At 37.2% G+C, this 12,457-nt stretch carries 12 protein-coding genes; 1 reads left to right on the top strand and 11 read right to left on the bottom strand.

The window, feature by feature from the left end; translation table 11 throughout:
• Window positions 1-14: 14 nt before the first annotated feature.
• From PHV44_01175 to PHV44_01195, 5 genes are read right to left on the bottom strand one after another with little or no spacing between them, the layout of a single operon-like run.
• Window positions 15-830 carry an N-acetylneuraminate synthase family protein gene (locus tag PHV44_01175; GenBank protein ID MDD5591894.1) on the bottom strand — a complete coding sequence of 272 codons (816 nt, stop codon included), beginning with the start codon at window positions 828-830 and terminating at the stop codon, window positions 15-17.
• Complete coding sequence (locus PHV44_01180; GenBank protein ID MDD5591895.1) at window positions 823-1,560, bottom strand: glycosyltransferase family 2 protein; 738 nt, start codon at window positions 1,558-1,560, stop codon at window positions 823-825. The genes PHV44_01175 and PHV44_01180 overlap by 8 nt, the downstream gene beginning before the upstream one ends.
• Before the next feature lie 53 nt (window positions 1,561-1,613).
• Window positions 1,614-2,537 carry an NAD-dependent epimerase/dehydratase family protein gene (locus PHV44_01185; GenBank protein MDD5591896.1) on the bottom strand — a complete coding sequence of 308 codons (924 nt, stop codon included), beginning with the start codon at window positions 2,535-2,537 and terminating at the stop codon, window positions 1,614-1,616.
• 24 nt (window positions 2,538-2,561) lie between these two features.
• Entirely contained in the window at window positions 2,562-3,530 is a 969-nt protein-coding gene (locus PHV44_01190; protein MDD5591897.1) for a DegT/DnrJ/EryC1/StrS family aminotransferase, read from the bottom strand.
• Window positions 3,531-3,562: 32 nt separating this feature from the next.
• The gene (locus tag PHV44_01195; protein MDD5591898.1) at window positions 3,563-4,123 is read right to left on the bottom strand and encodes a hypothetical protein; all 561 of its coding nucleotides are present in this window, start codon (window positions 4,121-4,123) and stop codon (window positions 3,563-3,565) included.
• A 227-nt stretch (window positions 4,124-4,350) separates the two neighbouring features.
• Between PHV44_01195 and PHV44_01200 the strand changes: the two genes are divergently transcribed.
• Complete coding sequence (locus PHV44_01200) at window positions 4,351-5,808, top strand: radical SAM protein (GenBank protein ID MDD5591899.1); 1,458 nt, start codon at window positions 4,351-4,353, stop codon at window positions 5,806-5,808.
• Window position 5,809: 1 nt separating this feature from the next.
• On the opposite strand, the gene PHV44_01205 is transcribed toward PHV44_01200, so the two are convergent.
• From PHV44_01205 to PHV44_01230, 6 genes are read right to left on the bottom strand one after another with little or no spacing between them, the layout of a single operon-like run.
• On the bottom strand, window positions 5,810-6,502 hold the full coding sequence (locus PHV44_01205) for a transglutaminase-like domain-containing protein (protein ID MDD5591900.1): 693 nt from the start codon (window positions 6,500-6,502) through the stop codon (window positions 5,810-5,812).
• Window positions 6,499-8,388 carry an asparagine synthase (glutamine-hydrolyzing) gene (gene asnB / locus PHV44_01210; GenBank protein ID MDD5591901.1) on the bottom strand — a complete coding sequence of 630 codons (1,890 nt, stop codon included), beginning with the start codon at window positions 8,386-8,388 and terminating at the stop codon, window positions 6,499-6,501. Before asnB ends, PHV44_01205 begins: the two co-directional genes overlap by 4 nt.
• Window positions 8,389-8,404: 16 nt before the next feature.
• On the bottom strand, window positions 8,405-9,394 hold the full coding sequence (locus PHV44_01215; GenBank protein MDD5591902.1) for a class I SAM-dependent methyltransferase: 990 nt from the start codon (window positions 9,392-9,394) through the stop codon (window positions 8,405-8,407).
• 12 nt (window positions 9,395-9,406) lie between these two features.
• On the bottom strand, window positions 9,407-10,510 hold the full coding sequence (locus tag PHV44_01220; GenBank protein MDD5591903.1) for a glycosyltransferase family 4 protein: 1,104 nt from the start codon (window positions 10,508-10,510) through the stop codon (window positions 9,407-9,409).
• On the bottom strand, window positions 10,507-11,505 hold the full coding sequence (locus tag PHV44_01225) for an SGNH/GDSL hydrolase family protein (protein ID MDD5591904.1): 999 nt from the start codon (window positions 11,503-11,505) through the stop codon (window positions 10,507-10,509). Before PHV44_01225 ends, PHV44_01220 begins: the two co-directional genes overlap by 4 nt.
• A gap of 31 nt (window positions 11,506-11,536) precedes the next feature.
• On the bottom strand, window positions 11,537-12,457 hold the full coding sequence (locus PHV44_01230; GenBank protein ID MDD5591905.1) for a glycosyltransferase family 2 protein: 921 nt from the start codon (window positions 12,455-12,457) through the stop codon (window positions 11,537-11,539).

Consider the following 12,457-nt stretch of genomic DNA (forward strand, 5'->3'; position numbering starts at 1 on the left):
ACCATATTCAATTCTTATATAAATCTGTTTCTCACAAATTCTTTTATCTCTTCTTCGCTTCTCCTGGGAACTTTATTTTCGTCACCTAATAACTGTTGTGTTATCGTAATGTTACTAATTAAACTTTTTAACTCACTTGGGGTAACTGAAAGTATATGGTCAGTGCCATCTTTACATGCCTTATCGAAAGTAAAATGTTTCTCAATTACTCTTGCGCCTAATGCCACGGCAATAAGACATGCGAGTTCACCGATTGTATGGTCAGAATAACCTATTTCATATTCTGGAAATTCCTTTTGCAGCGTCCTTACCGCGGATACATTTGCCTCCATATCTTTGCAGGGATATTGAGTTACGCAATGCAAAATATAGCATTTCCTTACTTTATTTAAATGAGAAAGAGATTTCTTTATTTCCGTAATATTCGCCATACCCGTGGATAAAAATACGGTATCGGCATGCTCATTTACGTAATCAAGCAAAGAAAGATTAAGCATCATTCCTGAAGCAATCTTTATCTCCTTAAGCCCTAACCCCTCGCAAAGAAACCTGGCTCTTTCCAGGCTAAAGGGGGAACTTAAGAATTTAACTCTGCACATCTGGGCGTATTCCTTCAGCGAAAAATGCGCTTCATCTGAAATATGCACCCTTTTAAACCAGCCGTATTCCGGGTCGTCTTTACTGAAGTTTTCCGGCTTATAGGACTGGAATTTTACATAATCCGCTCCGGCGGAAGCCGCTTCTTTAATCATCCTTTTGGCCAATCCTATATCGCCCAAATGGTTTTCCCCTATTTCAGCGATTACAATAACCTTTCCACCGCTACTCATATTGTAACTCCGGCGCCTCGATATATTCCTTAGGCAGCTCTCCGTATCTCTTCAGTTCCTCGATACCCCATTCTCTGATTAGCTGGCGCCATGCTGTTATATTCCACGCCTTTTTATAAGTCATGCTTTTTTTGTGGCGAAAATAATTATACAAAGGCCGACGGATATAATATGGAACTTTACTGCTTTCTTTTAAATATCTGATGTAAAGGTCGTATTCTTCCCATAGAAAATTCCTGTAACCGCCGATTTTCAATACTGTATCTTTTTTCATTAATACGCCGCAAGCGGTTAATTTAAAAATATCAAAACTTGGTATATCTATATGTTTTATGCTGCTGTTTTCTTCATATATTTCTAGTCTATCGGAATATACGAAATCGGTATCATTGCGGCTAACCGCCCCATAAAATTCCTCAAGAGCATCTTTTTCCAAACAATCATCGGCATCCAATCTTAATATATATTCTCCCTTAGCAAAATTAATGCCTTTGTTACAGGAAAAATACAAACCTTTATTTTCTGGATTAGAAAAGAAACGATAATTTTGGCGGCCCAAGTTCCTCTTTACAATTTCAGCCGAATCGTCTCTTGAACAATCGTCAATTAGGATGACTTCATAAAAATTATTCCTAAGGGTTTGGTTAAATGCGCTATCTAAAGAGTGTTGTAAGAATTTTTCTGAGTTATACACGCAAATTATAACCGAAATCACAGTATTTTCTGTCATAATGCCCATACCAACATTCTTTTAAAGGCCATTCTATAAGCTTTTATCTAATCTTAAATACCGACTGTTTCTGATTGTCTGTTTGCCTGGTACCATTCTATATATTTCTTTATACCATCCCTAAAAGAAGTTTTTGCTTCCCATCCTAATTCCAGCTTAGCTCTCTCGGCAGAGATTTCATTTCCAGAAAAGTCTCCAGGCCTACCCTCTATATATTTTATCTCAACCCTGCCTAATATTTCCTGAATCAATTCTGCAATATGGCGTATCGCAACTTTCTCTTTGCCTTCCAAATTATAAATTTTGTTTTTAGCTATATCTTTTAGGGCTAGGATGTTACCTTCTGCTAAGTCTTCGACATAAACAAATTTTCTAAATTGCATGCCGTCTCCTGCTATGGTAATCGGTTCGCCGTCGATAGCCTTTTTAACAAAGACCGGTATTACTGCTCCTTCTCTTGCCCTCGGCCCATACGGTATACCGTAGCGTAGAATAGTATAATCTAAACCGTACAGTTTACTATACGCTTTACAGTAATACTCGCCGGCTAATTTTGTAGCAGTATAAAGATGCACTGGGGCAGCCAACGGCGCGTCTTCATCTAATACCCCTAAAGGGCTTTCTGTATCGCTATAAACCCAAATAGTGCTGCCATAGATAACCCTCTTTACTCCGGCTTTCCTTGCTGCTTCCAAAACATTAATGGTGCCCCGCACATTAATATTCTCCGAATAATGAGGTTCTTCAAAAACATCTTTTACGTTAGCAACTGCGGCGAGATGAAAAACAGCATCAATGCCTTTCATGGCCATCCTAAGTTTATCCATGTCAAGTAAGCTAGCATGAAAATACTCTACGTTTTCTCGATCGAATGGTTGACATAAATCGTACACCCTGACTTTTATGCCATTGTTTACTAATTTGTCTACTACATGCGAACCTATAAAACCAACCCCACCAGTCACTAGACAGCGCATTATTTACTCCTTTTTTCTATAACTCTATTCGCCTTTATAATATAACGGAACGCACCAGTGATTCTTTGCTACCCAATCAGTATTTGGCAGTTCATAATCTTTCTCCATGATATGGTGGCAAGGCTGGTCGTATACTTTTCCCGTTGACTTCTCGATAGGCTCAAATATAATGTATTTATAAAATCCAGATACCATTCCTTCTGGAAATTTAACTCTATTTTTAAACCTTGTATCTAGGTTCTTTCTTGCGTATTCATTTTTCCATCCCGCTATCTCATCTAACCTATCCGCCTGCACACATCCGATAGCAGCGGTAAATTCACTCATTCTAAAATTTAAACCTTCCACTTTATAGTCAAATTTACCGTAATTCCTATATTTTTTAGCGTATTCTATTAAATTTTTATTCTTACTCACCAACATGCCTCCCTCACCTGTAGAAATAGTCTTAGTAGAGTAGAAAGAATATATTCCGGCATCCCCCCATGTGCCGGCCTTCCTACCATTAAAAGAAGCTCCGTGGGCGTGCGCACAATCCTCAATCAGTACGACACCTTTCTTCTTACATAATTCCGCTATTTCGTTTATTTGAAAGGATATATGGCCTCCTATATGGACTACAAATACAGCAATCGGATTATATTTGTCTATTTTGCTCTTTAGATCAGATACACTCATGCATAGGTCCTCTTTGTTGCAATCCACAAATTCCGCATTCCCGCCTGCCTTTATTACGCTTAAAGGCGTAGCCATGAAGGTATTTGAAGGGCAAAGTACTATCTTTCCTTCTACTTTAAAAAACTCTAATACTGCCAATGCAGCCCCTCCCCAACTCGAAAATGCGACCGAATCCACGCCATTATATTTACTCCATTTCTCTTCAAATATTTGAGTAAATTTACCCTCAGACCACTGTTGGGTTTGAATAACCTCATCCCACATCTTATGCAGCCTAACAGTATCCTCTTTCTCAAAACCTATGGCAAATCTCATAACTTACTCCAATGCGTTCATTATATTAGCATCTAAGTAATAGAAGAAACATAAGGAGATTCTTTTTCACTCTCGGTTGGCTTCTTATTCAATAGATTACGCAAAAAGCCAGAATTAATTAGATTAAATAAAGAGTGGGCTTGCTTTCTTAGCGTCTCTATCTTATCCAATCTTTGTTTGAATACTCTTATAGAAACACTCTCATCTTTATCTGAAGGGTTAATTGAATTGAGGATTTGGTAACAAGATTTTGTCATTGCGTCAACTTCCGATAACCGTATTTTACCTATTAAGTTGACCCTGTCTATTATCACTCTCACAATATCAGTATCTGCCTCATAGTAATCTTTTCTGGATCCCCTTATCCAGACCCTTCTCACTGCGCCATAACCCTCTAGGGTTCGTATATTAACGCTTGCGCTCCCTTTGCTAATCTTAAGTCGCTCAACCATATCATCAAGGGACAGGGCCTTATTACTTAAGTAAAGTATCGCGTAAAGCTGCGCCATAATACTGTTTAACCCGAGTTTATTACAGATATGGTTTATCCTATCCAAGAAAATATCCTGTGCTTTTATCAGATCCTTATTCATCGCATCCCTCCTATTTTATTATCGTTTAGAACATTCTAAATGATGATAACACGCATAGGTCATTTTGTCAAGTATAAATTCCGAGGGTTAACGGGGAAAAATTTGTTTTTTAAGCTTAATTTTATGCTATAATAAGTTGTAACCTATTTAAAAATAAGGCGATTTGTTCCTAAACGAATATTTTTACTTAATCCTAGATCTTTTGGGAATGATAGCTTATTAAAAAGATGAATGTCCTTTTCATACATTCTATAGATGACATACTCTCTCCTTCCAAGCCGCTTAGGACTCCGGAACAAATGCAGTTTGGCATATCCTATATATCTTCAATTTTAAAGAAAAACGGCCACGTGACAAAATTGATTGTTTTAAGTAGGATGTTGGGTAAACGGAATATTAAAATAATAGACGAATGTGTTAAAAAGTACCGTCCGCAATTAATCTGTTTTACCGCTGTCTATACTGAGTTTGGTTTAATTAAATTTATGGCGAAATATATCAAAAACCGGTACCCTGAAATATTTTTATTGGCCGGAGGCCCTCATGTTTCTTTAAACCCTCATGAAGCTATAAAGGGGAATTTTGATGCTTTATGCGTAGGTGAAGGTGAATATCCTACGCTCGAGCTGGTTTCGCAATTGGAAAAAGGTAAACAACCTTGCGGTATTGCGAACTTCTGGATTAAACACGGCTTAACAATTGAACAGAATCCTCCCCGGCTATTCTTGCAAAACCTGGATAGCCTACCTTTTCCAGACAGAGAAATGTGGCAAGAGTTAATTGAGGAAGCACCTAATTCTACCACCGCGGTCCTCTTGGGCCGCGGCTGCCCATTCAATTGCAGCTATTGCTGTAATGCCAGCTTAAGAAATTTAGCTGAAGGTTCCTATGTCAGGTTCCGGTCTCCTGGTAATATAGCAAAGGAGATAAAAGATATCGCTAGTCAGTCCCCCGCAAAAACAAAGATCTATCTTGAAGTTGAAACTATCGGAACAAATAAGGAATGGGCCCTGGAACTCTGTTTGGAGCTCGAACGCCTTAACGCCAGCCTCAAACAGCCTTTAACCTATTCCACAAACTTAAGAATTACGCCTAACATAGATCTCAATAGCTTATTTGCTGCTTTTAAAAAGAGTAACTTTAGTATGGTAAAAATTGGGCTGGAATCCGGGAGCGAGAGAATCCGTCGAGAAATATTAAAAAGAAACTACTCAAATCAAGATATCATAAATACGGTTTCCCTGGCGAGAAAGTATGATTTAAAGGTATTTTTCTATAATCTTATAGGCATCCCGGGAGAAACTTTAAACGATTTTAAAGAAACTATAAAAATTAATCGGCAATGCCTGCCCGACATAACGATACCTCATGTTTTTTTCCCTTATCCGGGAACCGAATTATACAGCTTATGTGAGCATCTTAAATTATTACCGAATGTTTCAGATACGAGCCTAGAAAGATGCAAGGCTACCTTAAGCCTCCCGGGATTTTCCAAAAAACAAATACAGAATAGTTACGTCTGGTTTGAATATAATGTTTATAAAGGCCGTAAACCAATGCATAAGATATTGCTTAAAGTGCTGGTTTCAAAATTGATTTCAAATACTTTATTGCACGGCATCTATAGAAAAATTACTTATTTAACCTTCGTTAAACAACTAAGGAAAAGAATAAGATTAACTTAGATTAGCGAGTCCGTCTTTTAATTTCAAAAAGCAATCGATTAAGCGGAGACTGAATACTCGGGCGGCTTAAATAAAAATCTTTTATAGTGCAGAGATTATCGAGATACGGGGTATAATCTATATTTGGCTCATTATCTAAACTAACCTTCACCCAATCATTTCGTGACTCTATATCTGCAAGCCTTCCTTTAGAATTTTTAAAATAAACGCCGTGATACGCATCCATAACATACAATTTTTTTTGCATCTTGACGAATGAGAGCGGAATTTCATCAGTTTTATCTTCGTTACTTACCGTAGAGAAAAACGCATCTATGCCGGCAATATTACAAAGGGTAGTAAATACATCTTGGGATTGATCTTTAGCGCCGTACCCTCTTACTATAATATACCAGGCGTGGTCGTCTACGAGAGGTAGCTCTTGGGGTGCTTTTCTTATATTATTGTGCGTCCATTCAAATATCCTCATTATTTTTTCTTCCTCACTGCCTGCATCTTTAACTATCCTTTTGGTCAATTCCTTATAATTATAATATCGGTCAAAGAAATCTAAAACCTTAAGGTATAAAGGTATCTTAATTGTATGCAGCTCATAATTAATCCCCTGCCTGGTTGTAACGCTTATATTAAGAAAAACAAATATGCTTATTAATATTAAAATAAAAAACAACAGTTTATTTAATTTACTTTTCATTTATCAATAAACCTCCTATGCCATAACTCAAGCATCAAGAGAGACCAAAGATGAAAGGTGTAATCTTTTTGTCTTGAAATATGCTGGTCGATTATATTCTTAATCGCTATTGTTTTAAAATATCCCCTTCTTGAAGCAGCAGTAGAAAGAAGCGTTTCATAAGTAAAGTCTTTCAGTTCCTCTCTAAACCACTCTCCTACAGGCACGCCAAAACCCATTTTTTTTCTATGGATATTTTCCCGGGGCACTAAATCTTTAACTGCCTTTTTTAAAATATATTTCTTAACAAAATTTTTCATTTTATACTCTGCCGGTAACCGGGCGACAAACTCCATAAGCCTCTGATCCAGAAATGGCGAACGTGCCTCTAAAGAATTTGCCATGCTCGTTATATCAACCTTGACTAATAAATCATAAGGCAGGTAAGTTACTGTATCGGTTAAAAGAAGTGAATCTATCGTGGACATGCCACAGGATGTATCCAAAAATGGCTTGATAAAGCTTAAAACATCCGTCTGAGACGTCAATCCCATAAAATTTTCCGAGTATACGTTTTTTTTCAAACTATCATCAAATATGCCGATCCATTTAATATATCTTAACTGAGCAGGCAAAACGGCTCCGGTAAGGAATCTTTTAAACCTTCTTGCCTTGCTTTTAAAATTAACGGAATCCGGCAAGGCCGCAGAAAAGCCGCTGATTATCTTTTTAGCCATCTTCGGTATTCTTTCAGCCGCCAGCATTGCCTGATACCTTTCGTATCCCGCAAACAATTCATCGCCCCCATCGCCATTAAGAGCGACGGTAACGTATTGCCTAGTCTGCTGGGAGACGTAATATGTGGGGATACAGGAAGAATCAGCATAAGGCTCTCCATATCGCTCTACTAATAATGGGATTATTCTCAAGGCTTCGGGTTTTACAATAAATTCGCGGTGTTCCGTATCGAATCTTTCCGCGATATTTCTAGCATATTTCAGTTCGTCATAATTGCTCTCCTGGAAACCGATAGAAAAAGTCTTAATTTTATTGGCGGATAACTGACTCATTAAGGCAACTACAGTGCTAGAATCGATTCCGCCGCTTAAAAACGCGCCTAAAGGGACATCGCTATACAATCGAATACTAACCGCCTCTTTAAGCAATCGCAATACTTCCTCCGCCGCTTCTTGTTCTGATATTTTGATTTTATCTTTATAGTTTAATTCCCAGTATTTCTTTATCGTAAGTGCGTTATTTTTAAGCACAAGGATATGCGCCGCAGGGAGCTTAAAGATATCTTTATAAATTGTCAATGGGGCAGGGATATACCCTAAGGTAAGGTAGTAATCGATCGTTTCCGGATTTATCTCTCTGTCGATAGCATCACCTGCTAAAAGCGCACAAAATTCTGAAGCAAAACAGAATTTATTATCTTTGTGATAATAAAGAACGGGCTTTTTCCCGACCCTATCTCTGGCCAATATAAGAATCTGGCTTTTCCTATCCCAGATAGCAAAAGCAAACATGCCCCGCAGATAACTTACGCAATCCTCGCCGTATTCCTCATATAGATGAATAACGCATTCTGTATCGGTGTTAGATTGAAATACGTGGCCCTTCTCTATCAATTCAGCCCTCAGTTCTTTAAAATTATAAACCTCTCCATTAAAGACAATCCAAACCGTCTTATCTTCATTTGGCATCGGTTGATGCCCCGCTTGGGATAAATCAATAATTTTTAATCTTCTGTGCCCTAATCCTACGCAAGGGCCGGAAACCGGAATATCTATATAAATGCCCTCATCATCTGGACCGCGATGTGGCATTGCACGGCACATACTCAAAAGCAAATCTTTTTTTATGGCAGTACCCCTGTAATCTAAAATCCCGCAAATTCCGCACATATATTTATCTCATCATTTATAAATCATTCTTCCTGGCAATAGCAATTATATTCGGGGCAAAATATCCTATATTTTTTCCACCTAGATAAAATTCTATCTTAGATAAGAAATACAAAAGGCTGCGCACTGTTTGCCTTTTATAATCCAGGAACCAGGGACTGGGGTATTGATAATAGTGCCCCACATATTTATGCCAAACGGGAAGCTGAATTGGCTTTCCTATCTTGACCTTTACTACCTGGAACCCATATTTATCCAGCATTTCCTTAAGAGTTTTATTTGAATAATGAATTACGTGTTCGTATGAATCAAATATATCGTAATTTCTCAATTTCCCTATCAGTTTGGCCATCCTGAATTTAAAAAGATTAAATAACCCATTAGGAACCTTGATAAATAAAACTCCATCGGGCTTTAAGATCCTTCGTATCTCATTTAAAATTTTAGCAGGATTGGCTATATGTTCAAAGACATCCGTCATAGTAACTACATCAAAAAAATTTCTTTCAAATCCGGCATCTTCCAAAAATGCCGTCTTTATATTTAATGCGAAATATTCCCTCGCCAACTCGGAAAGCGAAGGCGAAGGCTCAACGCCATATAGATTCCATCCTTTCCATTTTTTTGCATTATTCAAGAAGAATCCTACGTTGGTTCCCACGTCTAAAAAATTACCGGCGGGCTTATACCGATGAATCAACCTCAAATCTTCCAGATAATTTATATCCCTGTGATGCGTTGCTTTACCCTCAAATATTAACCTTGCTTCTTTAAAATATTTCTCAGCGTCTCCCCAATAAACTTCTTCAGGATTCTTCAATCGCGGGTTTACATATATCAACTTACAACGTGCGCATTCAACCACGCCAAGCACTCCCCTTTCTTTATAGATTTCTTTATATTCATCCTTACCGCATAAGGGACAGGGGACTTTCATGACTTCCGCTTCTTCATAAATATCCTTCTGTTTTCCGCCTCGTTCGTAATCAATTTGTATCGGCTTCACAACTGAACCTTTCTAAGATAACCCTCTTTTCTTATACCTATCTTCATAAACCTTCTTTAATATTTCGAGGTATTTAGGCGCATTAACCCTTAATGAGTAGTTATCTTCAACTGTTTTTCTTCCCGCCGCCCCCAACCTGCTCCGGAGCTCAGGATCTTCAATCAAGAGAGAAAGCTTCTTAATCCATTCATCATCGGTACCCGCTAAGAATCCATTCACGCCATCTCTTATTATCTCTTTGCTTACTCCTACCGGCGAACAGACGCACGGTATTCCCATGCTCATATAAAGGATAGCCTTAAAGCCGCACTTACCTTTTGTCCATTCATTCTCCGGCATTGGCATTATACCTATATCAAAAGTCTTTAGGTCCTCTTTTTCTTCTTCTAACGACCATTGTTTACTCATAACGTTAGAGAGGCCATTGACGGAAAAACCGCCACCCACTATTACAAACCGAACATGAGGAAATTTCTTCGATAGACAGATAAAAATATCTTTCATAGCATCCAAGAGAAATAATGCGGTGATACTCCCTATCCACCCGATTACAACCTCTTTGTTATGGCATCTTGTAGTATCTGGGTAATAGGTATCCGTATCAATTGGCGTAGGAATAATGGAAACAGACCGGTTGTAACGTAAGGCAAAGTCAGAAAGATACTGATTACCCGCTATAACATGGCTGCTTATTTTTATGATATGGGCGACCTTATCGGGTCTTTTAAATCTTTCGATAAAATCATTGGGGCGGCTGGGCGCTGGTAGAAATATAGCGTCATCAAAATCAAAAATAATTGGTTTTTTTAAAATCGATAGGATAGTTTCAAAAAACGCCGCTCCGATTGGGTATGCTTCACGGTGTATAAAGACAATATCGTATCGCATAATCGCTATAAAATCTATAATGCGTGAGATTGTGCCGCATATAAAAGAAAATGCCTTTTTAAAGTAATATCTATTATTTTTATATAATATTTTGTATGCTGACTTACTCCAAAAAGAATGGAGGGAATATTCTATTCCTTCCATTCTCAGATACGGCAGGTATTGTTCAACTCTATACCTGTTACTTGCGCCTTCTTTTGGATAAGGCACCCAGAACAAAATTCTCATTCTTTATTATTGATTAATTCTTTAATATATCTGGAGTTCTGAAAAATTAATTTACTTAAGGTTTTATTTCCTTCGTCCGTTAAATGAACGGTATCAAAAAAATATCTTTTGAAATCAGTATTATTGAATGAATCCTGCAGATTAATAAAGTCGCAATTATATTTTGCTGAAATTTCTTTGAGCATATTCGGTATGTTTATATACTTCTCTGCATAATTTTCATAATTGGTTGTTATCGTTCCGAAGTTTTTTGCCATTAATATTTCCGGTATCAATACTACTTTTATCTTGTGCGCGTTCAGTAAATTCACGCATTCTTCTATATTTTTATAAAATTCTTTTTCTAGCCTCTCATATCTTTTTAAATCGCTTTTATAAGTCTTAGCCTGATTTTTACTGTATATAATATATTTTTCCGTTAAAGTGGAAATCAATAAACTATAACGTAGCATAATATGATGGGTGTTCAGTAATTGATTACAAAAGGTAGCATAAATTTTATTCACATCCTTTATGAACATATCATTGTATCCGCAGTAAAATATCCCTAATTCTAGCGATATTTTACTCAGTAATAGCTCTCTAATAATGTCTGGATAATCATCTGAAATACGGGAGGAAGAACCTAGATTTATAACTATGTAATCGGGGCCGATTAATCGGTTTAAAAGATATGGATATTTATGATATTTATCATTAAACACTCCGGCCGTAGAGGAACCGCCAATGCAAAAAATAAATTTATACCTATCAGTTTTTGTGTTGGGTGGGATGCTTAAAAGAGAAAACGCCTCTTCTATCGCTAGTTTAGAAGATAACTTTTCAATTTTTATACCCTTATCAACTGGTTGTACTTGAAAACGATATCCGTATAACAACCACTTATAGTCATTATATCTTACTGAATATCTTATCCGTTGGGCTACCTCAAGAGAAAGGAATAAAACTAATAGCGGTATTATAGAAAACAAGACATATTTACTTTTATTAAGCATTTTAAAACAGCTTCTTTCTTACCAGACCTCCCTATTCAATTACTTCTTTTACAATGAATATCGGCCTCTGTTTGGTCTCATCGTAAATTCTTCCGATGTACTCCCCTATTATGCCTATTGCTATAAGCTGTATACCTCCGATAAACAATACGGAAACAATAATGGAGGTAAGGCCGTAAACTAAAGAACCATATATAAGCCTTTTAATAATTAAAATTATACCGATTAAAAAACTAATAATAGAAATAAGGATACCGAGGAGCGAACTGACTCTTAGCGGAAAGTGAGAGAAAGAAATTGCTCCGTCCAAAGCCAGCTTAATAAGTTTTAAGATTGTGTATTTCGGTTGGCCGGCGTAGCGACAACCCCTTTCGTACCTGATACCTACCTGCCTATATCCAATCCAGCTTCTTATCCCGCGGATGAATCTGTTCCTTTCTGGAATATTCCTTAAGATATCTACTACCTTTTTATCCATAAGGCAACAATCTCCGGAATCCAGAGGGATATTAACATGGGAAATGCTTTGGAGTATCCTATAGAATAAATAATAGCATACTTTTTTAAAAATATTCTCTTTACGTTTTTCCCTGATACCGTAGACTACCTCAAAACCTTCTCTCCATTTATTAATAAACTCGGGAATTAACTCCGGAGGATCCTGCAGGTCGGCATCCAGTATAACAACCGCGTTACCCTTGGAGAAACTTATGCCGGCGCTTATTGCAATCTGATGCCCGAAGTTTCTAGAAAGGTCTACTATCTTTATTCTTTTATCTTTTAGCTTGTAATTCTTAAGCCTGTTTAACGTATCATCCTTGCTACCATCGTTTACAGCAATAATCTCAAAATTATAATTATTATGTTTATTAAATATACTGATGAGCCGCCTATAAAGCTCATCAATATTCTCTTGTTCGTTGTAAAAGGGGATAACTACGGATATTAACAT

The organism is Candidatus Omnitrophota bacterium, assembly GCA_028717245.1.
Classification (GTDB): domain Bacteria; phylum Omnitrophota; class Gorgyraeia; order Gygaellales; family Profunditerraquicolaceae; genus JAGUYA01.